At 49.8% G+C, this 17,624-nt stretch carries 22 protein-coding genes, 3 tRNA genes and 1 pseudogene; 7 read left to right on the forward strand and 19 right to left on the reverse strand.

Translation table 11 applies throughout. The features are described from left to right. Positions 1 to 118 precede the first annotated feature (118 nt). On the reverse strand, positions 119 to 676 hold the full coding sequence (locus HVY19_RS11875) for a DJ-1/PfpI family protein (protein WP_181680800.1): 558 nt from the start codon (positions 674 to 676) through the stop codon (positions 119 to 121). Between the two features lie 517 nt (positions 677 to 1,193). Here HVY19_RS11875 and HVY19_RS11880 point away from each other — a divergent pair. Beyond that, positions 1,194 to 1,697, forward strand: coding sequence for a non-heme ferritin-like protein (locus tag HVY19_RS11880; protein WP_181680801.1), 504 nt, complete (start codon positions 1,194 to 1,196; stop codon positions 1,695 to 1,697). Between the two features lie 50 nt (positions 1,698 to 1,747). Here HVY19_RS11880 and HVY19_RS11885 read toward each other — a convergent pair whose 3' ends face one another. Together HVY19_RS11885 and HVY19_RS11890 are read right to left on the reverse strand one after the other, a co-directional pair. Beyond that, positions 1,748 to 1,999, reverse strand: coding sequence for a DUF2766 family protein (locus tag HVY19_RS11885; protein WP_042318348.1), 252 nt, complete (start codon positions 1,997 to 1,999; stop codon positions 1,748 to 1,750). A 119-nt stretch (positions 2,000 to 2,118) separates the two neighbouring features. Further along, positions 2,119 to 2,757 (reverse strand): RpiB/LacA/LacB family sugar-phosphate isomerase, encoded by a 639-nt coding sequence (locus HVY19_RS11890; RefSeq protein WP_181680802.1) that lies wholly within the window; start codon positions 2,755 to 2,757, stop codon positions 2,119 to 2,121. Between the two features lie 261 nt (positions 2,758 to 3,018). Here HVY19_RS11890 and yecR point away from each other — a divergent pair, with 261 nt between their 5' ends. Together yecR and ftnA are read left to right on the forward strand one after the other, a co-directional pair. Continuing rightward, entirely contained in the window at positions 3,019 to 3,351 is a 333-nt protein-coding gene (yecR, locus tag HVY19_RS11895; protein ID WP_181680803.1) for a YecR family lipoprotein, read from the forward strand. A 174-nt stretch (positions 3,352 to 3,525) separates the two neighbouring features. Continuing rightward, positions 3,526 to 4,023: a non-heme ferritin gene (gene ftnA, locus HVY19_RS11900; protein ID WP_181680804.1), complete on the forward strand. Its 498-nt coding sequence runs from the start codon at positions 3,526 to 3,528 to the stop codon at positions 4,021 to 4,023. Positions 4,024 to 4,055: 32 nt separating this feature from the next. Here ftnA and HVY19_RS11905 read toward each other — a convergent pair whose 3' ends face one another. Then, on the reverse strand, positions 4,056 to 4,295 hold the full coding sequence (locus HVY19_RS11905) for a YecH family metal-binding protein (protein ID WP_181684275.1): 240 nt from the start codon (positions 4,293 to 4,295) through the stop codon (positions 4,056 to 4,058). 192 nt (positions 4,296 to 4,487) lie between these two features. Here HVY19_RS11905 and tyrP point away from each other — a divergent pair, with 192 nt between their 5' ends. Continuing rightward, entirely contained in the window at positions 4,488 to 5,699 is a 1,212-nt protein-coding gene (tyrP, locus tag HVY19_RS11910; protein WP_181680805.1) for a tyrosine transporter TyrP, read from the forward strand. 95 nt (positions 5,700 to 5,794) lie between these two features. On the opposite strand, the gene HVY19_RS11915 is transcribed toward tyrP, so the two are convergent. Continuing rightward, the gene (locus tag HVY19_RS11915; protein WP_181680806.1) at positions 5,795 to 6,460 is read right to left on the reverse strand and encodes a YecA family protein; all 666 of its coding nucleotides are present in this window, start codon (positions 6,458 to 6,460) and stop codon (positions 5,795 to 5,797) included. A 216-nt stretch (positions 6,461 to 6,676) separates the two neighbouring features. Here HVY19_RS11915 and HVY19_RS11920 point away from each other — a divergent pair, with 216 nt between their 5' ends. Further along, complete coding sequence (locus HVY19_RS11920) at positions 6,677 to 7,018, forward strand: RidA family protein (RefSeq protein WP_181680807.1); 342 nt, start codon at positions 6,677 to 6,679, stop codon at positions 7,016 to 7,018. Positions 7,019 to 7,135: 117 nt separating this feature from the next. On the opposite strand, the gene HVY19_RS11925 is transcribed toward HVY19_RS11920, so the two are convergent. The 6 genes from HVY19_RS11925 to uvrY form a co-directional block, all read right to left on the reverse strand. After that, positions 7,136 to 7,222 (reverse strand) — tRNA-Leu (locus HVY19_RS11925). A 12-nt stretch (positions 7,223 to 7,234) separates the two neighbouring features. Further along, positions 7,235 to 7,308, reverse strand: a tRNA-Cys gene (locus HVY19_RS11930). Between the two features lie 49 nt (positions 7,309 to 7,357). Continuing rightward, positions 7,358 to 7,433, reverse strand: a tRNA-Gly gene (locus HVY19_RS11935). A 150-nt stretch (positions 7,434 to 7,583) separates the two neighbouring features. Next, entirely contained in the window at positions 7,584 to 8,132 is a 549-nt protein-coding gene (gene pgsA, locus HVY19_RS11940; protein WP_181680808.1) for a CDP-diacylglycerol--glycerol-3-phosphate 3-phosphatidyltransferase, read from the reverse strand. A 56-nt stretch (positions 8,133 to 8,188) separates the two neighbouring features. Then, positions 8,189 to 10,021, reverse strand: a complete 1,833-nt coding sequence (gene uvrC, locus HVY19_RS11945) for an excinuclease ABC subunit UvrC (protein ID WP_181680809.1) — start codon at positions 10,019 to 10,021, stop codon at positions 8,189 to 8,191. Next, positions 10,018 to 10,674, reverse strand: a complete 657-nt coding sequence (gene uvrY, locus HVY19_RS11950) for a UvrY/SirA/GacA family response regulator transcription factor (RefSeq protein ID WP_181680810.1) — start codon at positions 10,672 to 10,674, stop codon at positions 10,018 to 10,020. Before uvrY ends, uvrC begins: the two co-directional genes overlap by 4 nt. Before the next feature lie 355 nt (positions 10,675 to 11,029). On the opposite strand from uvrY, the pseudogene HVY19_RS20885 reads away from it, so the two are divergent. Together HVY19_RS20885 and HVY19_RS11955 are read left to right on the forward strand one after the other, a co-directional pair. Next, positions 11,030 to 11,140, forward strand: a pseudogene (locus HVY19_RS20885) (hypothetical protein); the annotation flags it as partial. Next, positions 11,137 to 11,361: a DUF2594 family protein gene (locus HVY19_RS11955; protein WP_181680811.1), complete on the forward strand. Its 225-nt coding sequence runs from the start codon at positions 11,137 to 11,139 to the stop codon at positions 11,359 to 11,361. The pseudogene HVY19_RS20885 and the gene HVY19_RS11955, both read left to right, overlap by 4 nt. A gap of 66 nt (positions 11,362 to 11,427) precedes the next feature. Here the strand turns inward: HVY19_RS11955 and sdiA are convergent, their stop codons facing one another. The 8 genes from sdiA to HVY19_RS20775 form a co-directional block, all read right to left on the reverse strand. Next, on the reverse strand, positions 11,428 to 12,150 hold the full coding sequence (gene sdiA / locus HVY19_RS11960; protein WP_181680812.1) for a transcriptional regulator SdiA: 723 nt from the start codon (positions 12,148 to 12,150) through the stop codon (positions 11,428 to 11,430). A 227-nt stretch (positions 12,151 to 12,377) separates the two neighbouring features. Further along, a complete protein-coding gene (gene tcyN, locus HVY19_RS11965; RefSeq protein WP_181680813.1) occupies positions 12,378 to 13,130 on the reverse strand; it encodes an L-cystine ABC transporter ATP-binding protein TcyN in 753 nt (250 codons plus the stop codon). Next, positions 13,127 to 13,795 carry a cystine ABC transporter permease gene (tcyL, locus tag HVY19_RS11970; RefSeq protein WP_181680814.1) on the reverse strand — a complete coding sequence of 223 codons (669 nt, stop codon included), beginning with the start codon at positions 13,793 to 13,795 and terminating at the stop codon, positions 13,127 to 13,129. The genes tcyN and tcyL overlap by 4 nt, the downstream gene beginning before the upstream one ends. A gap of 21 nt (positions 13,796 to 13,816) precedes the next feature. Further along, positions 13,817 to 14,803 (reverse strand): D-cysteine desulfhydrase, encoded by a 987-nt coding sequence (gene dcyD / locus HVY19_RS11975; protein ID WP_181680815.1) that lies wholly within the window; start codon positions 14,801 to 14,803, stop codon positions 13,817 to 13,819. A 106-nt stretch (positions 14,804 to 14,909) separates the two neighbouring features. Then, positions 14,910 to 15,710, reverse strand: a complete 801-nt coding sequence (gene tcyJ, locus HVY19_RS11980; RefSeq protein WP_181680816.1) for a cystine ABC transporter substrate-binding protein — start codon at positions 15,708 to 15,710, stop codon at positions 14,910 to 14,912. 87 nt (positions 15,711 to 15,797) lie between these two features. After that, positions 15,798 to 16,349: a flagella biosynthesis regulatory protein FliZ gene (gene fliZ, locus HVY19_RS11985; RefSeq protein ID WP_181680817.1), complete on the reverse strand. Its 552-nt coding sequence runs from the start codon at positions 16,347 to 16,349 to the stop codon at positions 15,798 to 15,800. A gap of 59 nt (positions 16,350 to 16,408) precedes the next feature. Next, entirely contained in the window at positions 16,409 to 17,128 is a 720-nt protein-coding gene (locus HVY19_RS11990; protein ID WP_181680818.1) for an RNA polymerase sigma factor FliA, read from the reverse strand. Between the two features lie 138 nt (positions 17,129 to 17,266). Beyond that, positions 17,267 to 17,605, reverse strand: a complete 339-nt coding sequence (locus HVY19_RS20775) for a DegT/DnrJ/EryC1/StrS family aminotransferase (RefSeq protein WP_181680819.1) — start codon at positions 17,603 to 17,605, stop codon at positions 17,267 to 17,269. Positions 17,606 to 17,624: the final 19 nt, after the last annotated feature.

Raw genomic sequence — 17,624 nt, forward strand, 5'->3', positions numbered from 1 at the left:
CGTAGCAAATTTATCCATAACATCAGCTCACAAATCCTTGTTGCAAAACATACCCATCCTGCTTCAAGCAGCAACTTGTGTTATTCAGGGTATGGTTTTGCGTTCAGGGAATTGCGGTTTACCAGGGATAATAAATATGCTCGGCGTGATCGCGAACGGGCGCGTCATCTCCTAACAAGCGCGCCGATAGCGTGAGGGCAAAATCAAAAATGTGTCCCAATCCTTTACCGCTCAGCAAGTTGCCATCTTCGACCACTGGCGCATCAACATAGACACCGTCGCTGACGGTTTCGTAGAGATCGCCTGAACAGACGTAACGTCGCCCTTTCAGGAGTCCATTGCCCCCTAACACGCGAGCTGCCGCTGAACAAATAGGGCAAAGCCATTTTCCTGCGTCGTCATGTCGGGCAACAAATTCAATAATCTGGGGATTTGCCGCCAGATTCATGCTTCCCTGTGGGCCGCCAGGTAGAACGATCGCGTCATACAACGTGTCGAATTTACCCATCAGGGTGTGATCCGCCACCATGGCTACGTCATGATAACTGACAACGGCGCGCGATTCGGCGCAGGCCAGGGTTTCAACCTCAATTTGTAAACGGCGCAAAATATCAATAGTAACAATCGCCTCCGCCTCTTCGAAACCTGGAGCCAGTAACACAGCAACCTTCTTCATTTACATTTCCTTATTAGATACAAATTGAAACATCGAAAAAAGGCGTATTAATCATTCGCTTAAATCTGAATATTAATAAGCATTTCCGAAAAGCCGAAAAAAACATCAGAACCTATTTCCGATCGTGATCTTTTCAGCGGTCAATTATTCGGGCTAATTTTGTGAATATTGATAAAAATCCGATATTAGCATGTCTGGCTGCCTGTCTTTGTGATTTGAAACATCATTTCAAATATCAACAATTTCATTTTATGCCACTATATCAATGTTATAGATTCATTCACATTATTTATACATTATTGCATCCAGGATAATTCTCGTGCCAATATGTAAAAAAGTATAAATATAGCAAACTAAGGATTTTCTTATTGGAAAGCAGAATGTATGATTATTTTGATCGACTGAAGAATTGACTCTTTGATCACATAATGGACCAGCAGATTAGACTTATTCTGCTGTTAGTAAGTTGTGCTGTTTTTTCGGTACATCCCTCTCAAAGGAAAATAAGGATATTGATATGGCAGCCGTTGGAATCGTTAACAAACTCAATACGCAAATGAATCTTGAGTTTTATGCCTCCAATCTCTACCTCCATCTTAGCGAATGGTGTTCAGATCATCGCCTGATGGGCACCGCGACATTCCTCCGCGCTCAGGCTCAGAACAATGTCACACAAATGATGCGCATGTTTAATTACATGAAAAAGGCAGGAGCAAACCCGGTGGTGAAAGCCATTGACGTCCCGGAAGATAATTTGAATTCCCTGGAAGAGTTATTCCAGAAAACCCTTGATGACTACATGCAACGCTCCAGTAAGCTGTCACGTCTGGCTGATGAAGCTAAGGCGATGAACGATGCTTCTACTCTCGATTTTCTCCACGATCTGGAAAAAGAGCAGCAGCAAGATGGACTCCTTCTTCAGACTATCCTTGAAGAAGTTCGCAACGCAAAACGCGCCGGACTGTGTATGGCTCAGACCGACCAGCATGTTCTTAACGTCGTCAACTTTCAGCACCATTAATGCGGCTGCCGGATACCTGCTGGCAGAGGCGGTATCCGGCAAGGCACCAATTAATGTGCTTCGCCCTGCGGGGTGAATTTAAGTTCAATTAGCGCAATGGCTTTTTGAATCGCACGCAGGGTTACCGGGTCGGCGGCCGCAGGGTGCGTCGAAAAATCGATATTCTTCAATTGGCTGGTCATTTTTTCGCGTACTTCGACGGGGGCGATGACATCCAGCACGTCAAGAATTTGCTTAATGACCAGTTGGCAGGCAACCACATCAGAAACCAGTTCCTGATCGGCATTCAACGGTTGTGACATAAAAGGCACTCCAGAGAAAGTTGAAAGGCCGCCATAGTAACGATTCATGCGCAAAAACGATAGCCGCGCATGAATCGCAGGCCGAATAAGTGCAACGTTATCCGGTCACGTATCGCTAATTACGCGAGGATCTCGCGAACAAAAGCTTCTATCTCTTTGTCCTGGCCGTTCTCAAAGAAGCACTGCTGGAAGCGCGGACCAGAGACGGCGGTTTTCACCAGCTCGGGATCAATTGCACGCAGCGTATCGAGGTAGTTTTCTTTGACGACTGCGGCTTTCACCTGGTTCAGAATACCCGCGTTGCGTACCTGAGGTTCTTTACGCTCTGGTGGATATCCTTCGCCGTTGCGGCCAGTGAAGGCCTTTTCAAAGATAAAGCGCACATTCAGTTCGGCTCCCCAGCCAAAACCTTTCGCAAACGGCAGCGACAGAGCATTACCATTGTTGATCTGTGCAAACAGGAAGGCATCTGCCGGGTCAATGCAATATCCGCACACGACACCTGGATGAATGTTCAGAGACATCAGCGCGCCCTGCCCGGTACCACAACCCGTTACCACGAAGTCTACTGCCTTCGCATTCAGCAGAATGCTGGCCATGATGCCAAGATGGATATAAGTCAGGTGGTGGTCATTTTCATCACACATACCTACGTTAAAAACCGGGAACCCCTTCTCATCCGCTACCGCTTTTAGTTCTTTATGAATGATGGCGTTTTTCCCTGCCTGGCTGTTTTCCATCATCAGTGCAATTTTCATTCTGTCTTCTCCTGAATACGAAGCGGGACGTCCCGCCCTGAGTGTATGACGTTGGCAAAACAGTACTACGTCACAAACACACTTTCAAATTTTATGAAAAATCGTTTTATAAAATTATATTGGATTCACATTTTAGCCTGACGATCGGGAAAATCGTATAACCGTGATGATTAAACGCTACTGATCTATAAGTTAATCAGGCCATTGAACCGTTCGTCTGTCAGTTAGGATAGCGTATCTGCGATTTTTCAGAGTGATATCATGAAGACACTTATCTTTACTCTCTCCCTGCTCGTTCTGACCGGGTGTTCTGTCCCGCGACAGGCTAAGGTAAGCGATGCCAGTGCGACGACCGGCGTGGTTCGCTTGAGCTACGGTCAGGCTCTGCTCCAGAACGCCTGGACGGATACTTATGTGGCGCAGGGAACCGCGACTCGCGCCTGTCAGGATATGGGGTTCGCCAATGCCGTACGCTTTGGTCAACCCGTCAGCACCTGTAGCGTCTGGGTCGGTCCACTGTGTATCAACACCACTATCACCCTCGCTTATCAATGCCAGGGCGTCGCCTTCCCGTCCGCAAGGGCGCACTATTAATAATACCGGCCAGCTTTTTGGCTGGTCGGAAACATTATTTCATAGCGTTAATGCGTTTTATTCCCATTCGTATTTTTAATAAATAACTTTATTATTTTACCCTTTGCAAATATTTAATTAACAAATTATAGTGACGCCGCATCATCTTATTATTAAACATTGTGGAGCAGAGCCATGCTGAAAACAGAAATGATCGACAAGCTGAATGAGCAAATGAATCTGGAGTTATATTCTTCCCTGCTCTACCAACAAATGAGCGCCTGGTGCAGCTACCACAGCTTTGAGGGCGCCGCTGCGTTCCTGCGCCGCCACGCGCAGGAAGAGATGACCCATATGCAGCGCCTGTTTGATTACCTGACCGATACCGGCAGTTTACCACGCATTAATACCGTCTCTTCGCCGTTTGCAGAATATGCGTCGCTGGATGAATTATTCCGTGTGACCTACGAGCACGAACAACTGATCACCCGTAAAATTAATGAACTGGCCCACGCTGCCATGACCAGCCAGGATTATCCAACCTTTAATTTCCTGCAATGGTATGTTGCCGAGCAGCATGAAGAAGAAAAATTATTTAAATCTGTTATTGATAAATTAACGCTGGCGGGTAAAAGCGGCGAAGGTTTGTATTTTATTGATAAAGAGCTTTCCACGCTCGATACAGCAAATTAATGTTCAACGGTGAGGAAATCCTCACCGTTTTATTAATGGCGGCAGATCTTGCTCTCGTGAGTGGAGAAGCCGTCATCCTGCGCGATAAACTTCCCTTTCGCCGCCAGAAAAGCCACCAGCTCTGCTGCCGTCATATCAGACGCCGAACAGGTGTGAAACCGTGCCTGCTCGCCAAACCGCGCTTTAATTGTCGCGACCAGGCTTTCAGTCGAATATTGCTCGCCTGACTCAATCATCATATTCAACACTTCGTGACCGTGTATCGATTCCATCATTCCTCCTCAATAAAGCGCACAGCTTACGGCGACGCCGCCACTGCTGCTTTGCGCTAACGCAGGTTGCTGATGCTAAAAACTGTAAATATTTCTGAACGGCAATTGTAACGCTGATTTGACGAAAATCGCGTTTTGCCTTACCCTGCGCCGCAGATATCTCTATTGTTGACCGGCAGGACAGTGTTAAGCGTGAAAAATAGAACTCTGGGAAGTGTTTTTATCGTAGCAGGCACCACGATTGGCGCAGGTATGTTGGCAATGCCGTTAGCGGCGGCTGGCGTTGGATTTAGCGTAACCCTGACGTTGCTGATTGGGCTGTGGGCCCTGATGTGTTATACGGCGCTACTGCTGTTGGAGGTTTATCAGCATGTCCCGGCGGATACCGGCCTGGGTACGCTGGCTAAGCGTTATCTTGGCCGCTACGGTCAGTGGGTTACCGGATTCAGTATGATGTTTCTCATGTATGCCCTGACGGCAGCATACATTAGCGGTGCCGGGGAATTGCTGGCCTCCAGCATCAGTGATTGGGTCGGGACAGAAATGACACCGACCGCAGGCGTTCTGCTGTTCACCATTGTTGCCGGTGGCGTCGTTTGCGTCGGAACATCGCTGGTCGATCTGTTCAATCGTTTTCTTTTCAGCGCCAAAATTATCTTCCTGATCGTGATGCTGGCCCTGCTGATGCCGCATATTCATAGCGTCAATCTCTTAACCCTGCCGCTGGAACAAGGACTGGCGCTCTCTGCCATTCCGGTCATTTTTACCTCGTTCGGTTTTCACGGAAGCGTCCCCAGCATCGTGAGCTATATGGATGGCAATATTCGTAAACTGCGCTGGGTATTTATTATCGGTAGCGCGATCCCGTTAGTCGCTTATATCTTCTGGCAACTGGCGACGCTCGGTAGTATCGACTCCACCACCTTTATGGGGCTGCTGGCAAACCATGCCGGGCTCAATGGCCTGCTTCAGGCGCTACGAGAAGTCGTCGCATCACCTCATGTTGAACTGGCGGTACATCTTTTTGCCGACCTTGCGCTGGCGACCTCTTTTCTCGGCGTTGCGCTGGGGTTGTTCGACTATCTTGCCGATCTGTTCCAGCGCCGTAACACGGCTTTTGGTCGTTTGCAGACCGGAGCGATCACCTTTCTGCCCCCACTGGCCTTTGCCCTTTTCTATCCAAGAGGCTTTGTGATGGCGCTGGGCTATGCCGGTGTCGCGCTGGCGGTGCTGGCGCTGCTGATCCCGTCTCTGTTGACATGGCGGAGTCGGCAACAGAATCCACAGGCGGGCTATCGAGTTATGGGTGGGACGCCGGCGCTGGTGTTGGTATTTATGTGCGGGATCGTGGTGATCGGGGTGCAGTTTTTGATTGCTGCCGGACTGCTGCCTGAGGTGGGTTAACGGTTTTGCCGGATGGCGCTTCGCTTATCCGGCTTACAATTCGACAACGCTCTATAGGCCTGATAAGCGAAGCGCCATCAGGCATTACGTCATGCTCAGTGCAGACAGCACTGTTTATATTTTTTACCACTCCCGCACGGACACGGGTCGTTGCGCCCGACCTTAACTTCCGCCTTCACCGGCACCTGAACCGGCGTTTCCTGCGGATGCGCCATCCAGTAAGCGTGCAGATCCAGCGCAGCAAGGCGAATGGCATCAACGCTCTCCTCAAAGGCTTCCGGCGTGAGTTTCTCCACGACTTCGAAGTTTTCCTCAGTGCCATGCAGCGCAATAGCATCAAGAGCAGGCTTCAATGAATCCGGTAGTGCAGACCAGTCAGAAAGCGCGACGCCACGCATGTAGCCAAAGCACCACTCTTCGACAATCGTTATTTCACTTCCTTCAATCTCCCGCAGCCCAAAAAGCGGTTCAAACTGTTCCGGAAAATCATTCAGACGGTCAGCCGTGTCCGCCATATGCTGGAACGCGAGATTCATAAAACGCGTCATCTCTTTTTCTGAGGACCAACGCGGGACATACTGCGCCCCACCCCACACGGCAACCAGCCACTGTTCCGGCTCAATTTCACGCGGTGAACTGAGCACTGCTGTCAGCAGCCCATCCAGCTCCGCGACGTCGAGAATGGCGTGTTCCGTGTTGTACCTGGTCAGTACATCGTCCAGCCACTCCAGCTCGCTTTCGTTTAACGGTCCCGTTTTCATCTTACTTGTCCTCTGTGTATAGTCCTTATCTGTGGCTATCTTACATGGCGAAGGAGGAAACCGATACTGATTGCGACGGGAAGCGATGCAGGCGTAATTTCAGTATTAATCAATAATGCCGCGACCACCTAGGCAGCTATACGACGCCATCCGTGAAATCTGGCAGTATGGTGATTCACCATATCCCTATTATGTTAAAGGTTAAAGGACTGCATCGTGACGACAATAACAAGGTATGAAATAAATGAAGACTGGGCCCATGCCGGGATGGTAGAGGCATACTGCGTTGGCAATATCGGACAGCCTATCGAGGCTCAAATCAACGGTGCTATTGATCATCTGAGTGAGAGGCTCAATTCAATTGGCCTGACGCTGGAATCAGTCGTAAAGATAGACGCCCTGTTCCGCGATGTGTGGGATATTCCAGTGATGGAGAAAGTCATCAAACAGCGCTTTAACGGTCACTACCCTGCCAGAAAGTCGATTCAGACGGAATTTGCTCATCGCGGCGGCGCGTCCGGAATGCTTTTTCAGCTTGATGCGATTGCATGCAGGTGACTGTTTCGCTTTTACATCGTGTATCAATATTATGAAATAAAGCAATAGACACAAAAAAACCACCCGTAGGTGGTTTCACGACACTGCTTATTGCTTTGATTATTCTTGTCTTTCCCATGGTACCCGGAGCGGGACTTGAACCCGCACAGCGCGAACGCCGAGGGATTTTAAATCCCTTGTGTCTACCGATTCCACCATCCGGGCTCGGGAAGAAAGTGGAGGCGCGTTCCGGAGTCGAACCGGACTAGACGGATTTGCAATCCGCTACATAACCGCTTTGCTAACGCGCCTTAAATCTCTTTCAATGACTCACACCCGCTTTCGCCGATGCTTTAAATTTGGAGCGGGAAACGAGACTCGAACTCGCGACCCCGACCTTGGCAAGGTCGTGCTCTACCAACTGAGCTATTCCCGCATCATCAAGGACGTTGTTAATCACTTGATTTTGCTATCGTCTGGCAAACCGCGCTGCCGTTCGATGCGTTGCATTCTACTTACCTGACGCAACGAGTCAACGATATTTTTTGCCACTTATGTTTGTTTGCTGAAATTTGCGTCGAAACGATCACTGATCAAGCAAATCACCGCGCGCAGCGTTCAGATACTGGAACATAGACCACAGCGTCAGCACCGCAGCGACGAAGAACAGTGCAATACCCGCGTACTCAACCCAAATATTCGGACGCCACAGCAGCCACGCCAGCGCCACCATTTGTGAGGTGGTTTTCACTTTACCAATCCACGACACCGCCACGCTGCTCCGCTTGCCCAGTTCTGCCATCCATTCGCGCAGTGCGGAAATAATAATCTCACGCGCTATCATCGTTGCCGCAGGCAGCGTGACCCACCAGCTGTGATAGTGTTCAGTGACCAGCACCATCGCAATGGCGACCAACACTTTGTCAGCCACGGGGTCAAGAAATGCGCCAAAGCGGGTGCTCTGGTTCCAGCGACGCGCCAGATAGCCATCAAACCAGTCGGTTATCGCCGCGATACAGAAGATCAGCGCGGCAACAAAAGGCGACCAGGTAAATGGCAGATAAAACACCACAACAAAGAATGGGATCAGGATGACGCGAAACAGCGTAAGCAACGTTGGAATATTAAATTGCATAGTGACGGGTAACTATCTGTTGTCAGAGAAATTACCCCTATGTTGCTACAGAGGAGTCAATGTTTCAACGAATGGAAGATCTTTTCTGCCAGTCCTTGCGAAATACCCGGCACTTTTGCAATTTCATCAACGCTTGCGTTACGTAATCCTTGCAATCCACCCATATATTTCAACAGCATTTGCCGACGTTTAGGCCCGACGCCTTCGATCGTCTCCAGCGTACTGGTGTTTTTTACCTTCGCCCGCTTTTTACGATGCCCGCCAATCGCATGGTCGTGAGACTCATCGCGGATATGCTGAATCACATGTAGCGCCGGCGAATCCGGCGGCAAACTAAAGCCTTCGCCTTCCGGTTCAAAGAACAGTGTCTCCAGTCCGGCTTTACGATCGGCACCTTTCGCCACGCCCAACAGCAGAGGCGTGTTTTTATCCCAGGGAACATCCAGTTCAGCGAATACCGCTTTCGCCTGCCCCAGTTGCCCTTTCCCGCCGTCGATCAGGATCACATCCGGAATTTTATTTTCCTCGATGGCCTTACCATAGCGACGGCGTAAAACCTGATTCATCGCCGCATAGTCATCGCCGGGCGTAATGCCGGTAATATTGTAGCGACGGTACTCCGCACGCAGGGGTCCATTCGCGTCAAAAACCACGCATGACGCGACTGTCTGTTCTCCCATCGTATGGCTGATGTCGAAACATTCCATTCGATTTATCGCAGGGAGCTTCAGTACCGTCGCCAGCGCGGTCAGTCGCTGGGTAATGGTGGACTGTTGGGAAAGTTTGGTTGTCAGCGCCGTCGCCGCATTGGTACGCGCCAGTTTCAGGTAGCGCGCGCGGTCGCCGCGCGGTTTGGTCTGCACGTTGATACGCCGCCCCGCCAGTTCGCTCAGAGAATCTGCCAGCAGCGTTTTATCGCTCAGATTAAAGTCGAGCAGAATTTCGCCCGGCAGGGTACGCATCTGGCTACCCTGAAGGTAAAACTGTCCGACGAAAGTTTCAACAACCTCTCCCAGTTCAGTGCCACCCGGTACTTTAGGGAAATAGCTACGGCTCCCCAACACTTTACCCTGACGAATAAAGAGAACGTGAACACAGGCCATTCCGGCATCGAAAGAGACGCCGATAACGTCAAGATCGTCGCCCGTATTGGAAACGAACTGTTTTTCGGTCACGCGGCGTACGGCCTGTATTTGATCGCGGATACGGGCGGCTTCTTCAAACGCCAGGTTCTGACTGGCCTTTTCCATCCGCGCGATCAGCTGGGTTAACACCTGATCATCTTTCCCGGCCAGGAACAGCCGAACGTATTCCACCTGCTGCGCGTACTCTTCCTCGCTGACCAGTCCTTCGACACATGGCCCAAGACAACGGCCAATCTGATACTGCAAGCAAGGACGCGAGCGGTTGCGATAGACGCTGTTTTCGCACTGGCGGATCGGGAAAATTTTCTGTAACAGCGCCAGCGTTTCGCGCACAGCGTAGCCGTTCGGGAAGGGGCCAAAATATTCCCCTTTCGCATGCTTCGCGCCGCGATGCATCGCCAGGCGAGGATGCGTATCACCGCTCAGGAAAATAAAAGGATAGGATTTATCATCGCGTAACAGCACGTTATAACGCGGCTGGTACAACTTGATGTAATTATGTTCGAGCAGTAACGCTTCCGTCTCGGTATGCGTTACTGTGACATCGATATGCTGAATAAGGGCAACCAGCGCTTCTGTTTTACGAGAAGCCAGGTTGCTGCGGAAGTAGCTGGAAAGCCGTTTTTTCAGGTCTTTCGCTTTCCCCACATAAATGACCGTACCACCGGCATCGTACATACGATAAACGCCGGGTTGGCTGGTAACGGTTTTTAAGAACGCTTTCGCATCAAACTGAACACTCACTGGCTTGTTAACGACTCCGCATTACACAGGCCATGGCGAATTGCCAGGTGCGTCAGCTCAACATCACCATGAATGTTTAATTTACTGAACATACGATAGCGATAGCTGTTCACCGTTTTAGGACTGAGATTCAGCTGTTCCGAAATCTCATTAACCTTCTGACCTTTAGTGATCATCAGCATAATCTGCAATTCACGTTCAGACAAACTGGCAAACGGGGTTTCCGTTTTTTCAGGCTCGATCTGGCTCAGCGCCATTTGCTGCGCAATGTCTGATGCAATGTATCGCTGCCCGGAGTATACCGAGCGAATTGCACTCACCACTTCCTGAGGTGCAGCACCCTTGCTCAGGTACCCTGCTGCACCGGCCTGCATAACTTTTGCAGGTAACGGGTTTTCCGTATGGACGGTTAACATAATCACTTTAATATCGGCAGACGAACGCGCAATTTTACGCGTTGCTTCAAGGCCACCAATACCTGGCATGTTCATGTCCATCAATACGACATCGACGGCGTTGGCGCGACACCACTTAACGGCATCTTCACCACAACTTGCTTCACCGACAACTTTAATACCCTTTACATCTTCCAGAATGCGTCGTATCCCTGCGCGCACCAGTTCGTGGTCATCAACAAGAAGGACGTTGATCAAAGGAATATCTCCAGAATAGGGATAACGCTACTGATAGTTCATCATGACTATATTAGCGGGTTTTATCTCAACTTTGAAACGCAAAAAACGTCCGGCAACCGATTTTGCTCTCGTTTTTGGAAATCAAACGATACGGCTTGTGGAAAGCGGCACGACAAACTGGTTGTTACATCAACAAATATTCTGCTCAGGCGTTTCAGAAAAGTGACAAAAAATCACAGTCTGCCACTTAATCGCTAAATAAACGCGCAGGTTTGTAACAACTATTAACGATACAAATACCTGGCACAAACAATAAATGGGGAAAATATATGCACTTGCAAATTGCCTTTTAATTTAATAGTTAGCCACCGGTTTCGATCAAAAAACAACCACTGCTATTTTTCGCTTAGCTTATGGTATACTCCGCGACCTTAACATTAACCTTCGCACAATTTTACTGTTACAGATCGAGGAAAATAAATGAGTACGCCTGATTTTTCCACAGCCGAGAATAATCAAGAACTGGCTAATGAAGTCACCTGCCTTAAGGCGCTGTTAACGCTGATGCTCCAGGCCATGGGCCAGGCCGATGCGGGCCGTGTGATTCTTAAGATGGAAAAACAGATCGCGTTAGTCGAAGACGAAACGCAGGCTGCAGTATTTTCCAGTACCGTTAAGCAGATTAAACAAGCTTACCGTCAGTAAAGAAAAACCGGCTGAGAGCACTGCTTTCAGCCGGTTTATCGTCTGGCACGCAGAACGTTCAACATTTCAAATCAGGCCGGTGGCTGCCGCATAACAGGCAATTTGTGTTTTGTTCGGCGCGTTGAACTTCTTCTGCATATTCTTCTGATGAAAATTGACGGTATTTTCTGAAATTGAAAGAATTATCGCAATTTCTGACGACGTCTTCCCTTCCGCTGTCCATTTCAGTATTTCTTTTTCTCGTTTGCTAAAGCGCATCTCCGGCGCCATTACCATTTCGTCTTCCAGTCGGGAGAGCACCGTTAAGCTCTCGCGAACCAGTAATTGCATTTTCAACTCAACGACTTCATTGGTGAAGGGTGAATTAATCATGCTGGAACGTGAAACAGAGAGGAACCCCAACGCCCGGTTTGGCAACATTAAACACTGGGTTATTCCTTTGCGTAAACCGTGTGAACGTGCAGCCTCCCACATTGTTTCCGCTTCGCTGAATAACGCCTCGTTCCACGGAAGATGTCCCTGAATAAAATTTTCCGGCTTCAGGACGGGATCAATAGCGAAAAAATTTTCTGCCTGATATTGCGCTACCCACGCTTGCGGATAAGTCGTATGCACAGAAATTTTAGGTCGGGTAAACGGAACGGGATGTCTGACGCAGAGTGCATAATAATCAAACCCTAGCAATTGAGTCTGGTTCTGTAATTCTGTGTAGACATCTTCAGTCGCCGCCATTTCCTGAAAACGTCGCAGTGTGGCGCGTCGCCAGGTGAAAAAATCAGTTTCCTGCATACTTAGTCATCGCGCCTTGAGAGTGAGAATCATTCGATGTGATAATTAACCTAACACATAACCCTATGGTATATGTAGAAAATATCGGTCAAGGCGGGAATTACTTGAGGACTGTTTTTTAAAATGCGGCAAAGAGAGAATTATTAGCGATAGTTATGCGACGCGATAGCAATATTTATGCTTTAGCTCGCCCGATGTCATTACCCCGGGCGAGCCAGAAAACCCCATTACTGAACGAGAAACTTCTCCAGAAATTGACGCGTTCGGGGTTGTTGAGGATGCGTAAATAAATCTTTGGCCGCCCCTTGTTCTACTATCCGCCCCTGGTCCATAAATATCGCCCTGTCAGCAACATCACGGGCGAAGCTCATCTCATGGGTCACAATGACCATGGTGCGCTTTTCCTGCGCCAGTTGGCGGATCGTATTGAGCACCTCCCCTACCAGCTCAGGGTCGAGTGCAGAGGTCGGCTCATCAAACAAAATCACATCCGGACGCATTGCCAGCGCGCGCGCGATGGCGACACGCTGCTGCTGTCCTCCCGATAAGCGCCGTGGATAGCTGGTTTCTTTGCCTGCCAGCCCCACTTTAGCCAACAGTTCCCGCGCCAGCGCCGTCACCTCGTCTTTTGATTCGCCCTTCACGATAACGGGACCTTCAATGATATTTTCCAGCACCGTGCGGTGCGGGAAGAGATTGAAGTTCTGAAACACAAAACCGACATGCTGACGCAATTGCCGAATCAACGCTTTCTGCTTGCTTAATGAGTGGGCGGTATCAATGGTGATATCCCCCACTCTGATCGTCCCGTTTTCCGGCTGTTCCAGCAGATTAATACTGCGCAGAAGCGTGGTTTTACCCGAACCGCTGGGTCCGATAATGGCCACCACTTCCCCGGTACTGACTTCCAGATCGATACCGTGCAATACCGTCTGCCCATGGAATTTTTTAACCAGGTTTTTGACTTCGATCGCGCTCATTTTGGCTCTCTCTCCTGGCGGTTAAGTTGATTCTCGAAATAGTTTTGCAGCGACGAAAGGACGGTTGCCATGATCCAGTAGATCAACGAGGCCGCCAGATACATGGTGAAGACTTCCAGCGTGCGCGAGGTGATGAGCTGTGCCTGACGGAACAGTTCCGGAACCTGAATCGTCGCGGCCAGCGAAGTATCTTTAACCAGGCTGATAAAACTGTTGCTGAGCGGAGGTAACGCCACCCTGGCGGCCTGTGGCAAAATCGCGCGCCGCATCGTCTGCCACGGCGTCATCCCAATACTGGCCGCCGCCTCCCACTGGCCTTTATCAATGGACGATATCGCCGCACGCAGCGTCTCAGCGGCGTAGGCTGCCGTATTAAGCGACAAACCAATCATCGCCGACGGAATGGGATCGAGTTCGATACCAAACTGTGGCAGACCGTAATAAATCATGAACAGTTGGGCGATCAGCGGTGTTCCGCGAAAAATAGAGATATAAAACCGCGCCAGCCACCGAACAGGGGCCAGCGGCGACAAACGCATCAGTGCGAGGACAAATCCCAGCAGCAGGCCGAAAAACATCCCACCGATGCTGAGTTGCAGGGTAAAAACGGCCCCTTTCAGCAGAAACGGCAGGGAATCAATAACCAGTTGGATACTCTCTTGCATTAGCGTTTTTCTACCTGAACGTTAAACATGGGGATGGTAGGCAAACAGCGCGGGTGCCCCACCGGTATGAACAAAGAGAATGGGTCCTTCATCTTTAAAACGTTTCTGGCTGATGCCGTCAATTAACCCGGCCATCGCCTTTCCGGTATAGACGGGATCGAGGAGGATCCCTTCAAGACGCGCCAGCAGCTTCACCGCTTCCATTCCTTCTTCATTGGGCATGCCATAACCCGGCGCAAAATAGTCATCCCATAATATAATGTCTGCTGACGCCGAAAGTTCCAGCTCTTTGGCGATAGCCTGTTGCAGAGTAACGACCTTTGGCTTCTGATCGGCGACCTTACGGGACACCGTAATCCCAATCAAATCAACGTCCGGCATCAGTTGCTCAAGCCCAATTGCCAGTCCGGCGTGCGTCCCGGCACTTCCCGACGCTACCACCACGGAAGAGAGCTGAACCGCCCCTTCGCACTGCTGAGCAATCTCCAGCGCGCTTTCAACATAGCCCATAGCGCCCAGCGCATTAGAGCCGCCAACCGGAATTACATACGGGCGAAACCCCTGCGCTTCAATACGTGTCGCCAGCGCCTGTAACTGCGCATCCGGATCCGTCAGCGCCTCACACATTTCGATTTGCGTGTTGAACAGGTCCAACAGCAGGCGGTTACCGTTGGTCAGGTAGTTTTCTGCCGTGGTACCGATCGGGTTTTCCAGCAGCGCCACGCAGTGCAAACCAAGCTTAGACGCTACCGCCGCCGTCTGGCGCACATGATTAGATTGAATAGCACCGGCGGTAATCAGCGTATCCGCCCCCTCGCGCAGTGCGTCAGCCGCCAGAAATTCCAGCTTACGGAGTTTATTTCCGCCCATTGCCATCGGCGTTACGTCATCGCGCTTGATGAAAATATCACGCCCAAGGAAGTCAGAAAAACGCGGCAGATATTCGAGCGGCGTCGGTGCGCCGATAAACTCCAGCCGGGGGAAGCGTGTCAGATTGTGCAGTGGCATAAAGCCTCCAGACGTTGTTGTTGTGATGTTCTTTTTATTATGCACGTTCAAACGAATGAAATAAAAAAGGCGCTGATTAAAGCGCCTTTTTTTATTACTTAGCGGATTATTTAGTCACATCCGCGCCGAACCATTTTTCCGAGAGGGCCTTCAGCGAGCCGTCTTGTTGCATCTGGGCAATGGCCGCATCGACCGCTTTCAGAAGGTCTTCATTACCTTTGCGCAGCGCAACGCCGGATTCCTGGCGAGAGAACGCTTCACCGGTCACCGCCAGAGTGTCTTTGGTCTTTTTCACCAAGTCCAGTGCGGCCAGACGATCGACCAGAATGGCATCAATACGGCCAACGCGCAGATCCTGATATTTTGTCGGGTCATCGTCATAAGTACGAATGTCAACGCCCTGGACGTTCTGGCGCAACCACTCTTCATAGTTAGTACCCAGACCTACGCCTACCTTCTTATCTTTCAGATCGGCAGCCGTCTTGATAGCGCCCTCATTGCCCTTTTTCACCAGCGCCTGGATACCGGAAACGGTATACGGGGTAGAAAAATCATACTTTTTCTTACGCTCATCCGAGATGGTGACCTGATTGATGACCACATCGATACGTTTTGAGTCGAGAGAAGCCAGCATCCCGTCCCATTTGGTCGGTTTCAGGGTCGCTTTAACGCCCAGATGCTTCGCCAGCGACTCGGCAAATTCCACTTCAAAGCCGGTTAATTTACCGTCATCACCCTGGAAACTGAATGGCGGATAGGTTCCTTCCAGCCCCACCAACAGTGTTCCGCGATCTTTCACCTTTTTGAGTAGACCTTCATCGGCAAAAGTCTTCGCGCTCATTCCGACTACAAGAGCAACAGCCATTACGCTCATCAGCGCCTGCCGTCCCAGAAGTGCAAATTTCATATTTACCCCGAATGTTGTTATGAACGACCGTAGTGTAGTGTGTTTATTTGTCAGGACAAACACCACTCTGCTACATCTTATTCATTTTTAATATATATCAGAAGTCGATGAGGAGGAGGATTTCTGCATATTGTCGGGGTGGGTTTGCATTTTGTATTGCTCATACTTGCGCAACGCAATGCGATAGTTATTGGTGCTGGTTTCAGGCAACCACGGCGCCAGATTCTCATCAAGGAAACCATCCTGCAGCAAATCATGAGATACTTTCTTCTCACTGAGATGATTGCCAAGACGGCGCAGACGAACAACATATTCACGCACGGTGCCGTGGCTCATGTCGGTCTGTTCGAAGAGAAATTGCTTAAAGCCGATAATGTCAAAAAAGTCGCTCTGCTCTTTGCAGTGCAGATCGCCGCAGAAACGGCATAATGCCACCCACTCTTTCTGCTCTTCTTGCCATGCGGCTTCATCCATGAGCGTATCCAGCCGGGAAATGGCAATTTTATTAACAATCTGACCTTTGCGGACCAAAGTGATGCGATCAAGTAGCTTATGGCAATGGGCGCAATGCGTCTGGCTGTGTTTAAAATCTTTCAGGTAGCGGCTTAGAGGCCGTCTTTTAGAGTGCTGCACAGTCATGATAACTCCTGCTAGTCAATACGTTGTGCGGCATTTTTCGGAGGAGACAATGTCGCCGTCTATAACTTACCTAGTTTGGTGCGTAACCGTTTAATGGCCTGACTGTGCAACTGGCTGACCCGCGATTCTCCCACTTCCAGGACCGCCCCAATCTCTTTCAGATTGAGCTCTTCCTGGTAGTAGAGCGTTAACACCAATTGTTCACGTTCAGGAAGTGCTTCTATGGCATCCATCACGCGCTGGCGTAAATTGCTCTCAAGGAGCTGCTGTAGCGGGTTTTCCTGTTGGTGTTCGTCAGTCACAAGCTCAATACTGTCGCCATGCTCTTCCCGCCATTCGTCATAGGAGAAGAGTTGGCTGTTATTGGTATCGAGCAACATCTGGCGATACTCTTCCACAGGAATAGCTAACCGTCCCGCCACTTCCGTTTCCGTCGCGTTACGTCCTAATTCCTGTTCCAGTTGTCCCATTGCCTGTGCCACTTCGCGAGCATTACGACGGACACTACGCGGAACCCAATCCCGACTACGTAGTTCATCCAGCATGGCCCCACGAATACGCTGCACTGCGTAAGTAGTAAATGCCGTTCCTTGCAGAGCGTCATATCGGTCAACTGCATTCAATAACCCGATGCCGCCAGCCTGTAGCAGATCGTCCAGTTCCACGCTCGCGGGCAAGCGAACCTGCAGGCGCAACGCTTCGTGACGCACCAGCGGTACATAACGCTGCCACAGCGAGTGTTTATCCATTACACCTTCAGCGGTATACATTGAATTCACGATAAACAGCCCTGCGTTAAATGAGTTATCGGCACGATTATCCGTTTCTGCAGGGTGTTCTATCGGCAGAATAATGACGGAAAACAGCTGTTATTTAAGGCTTTTATATTAACCTTTTGAAATATGAGACATTTATAACTAAACACAAATTCTATTTTCCGTCCGTGCCAACGCATGGATCCGTATTAATTCAGCAATACTTTGCTGGTCGGTATCGGACAGTTCTGGAAACATCGGCAGGCATAAAATTCGTTCCGCAATCTCTGATGCCATCGGCAGATTTTGCGCCTGAGCCGAAGGGAAATGCCGATACATTGAATTAATGGCATATTTATCTTTTTTTAAGATAAAGGAATAACTGCCAGCAAATAATTTAGGGGGCTGGTAACAAAAACCGGGTCTTTCATCGTATTCCCCGAGAGGCAACGCTCTGCTGTTATTATTACTCTCAGCATAACGTCGCCTCTTCCATTTCAATGACGGGAATACCCCTTTA

The sequence above is a fragment of the Citrobacter sp. RHB25-C09 genome, from assembly GCF_013836145.1.
Classification (GTDB): domain Bacteria; phylum Pseudomonadota; class Gammaproteobacteria; order Enterobacterales; family Enterobacteriaceae; genus Citrobacter_A.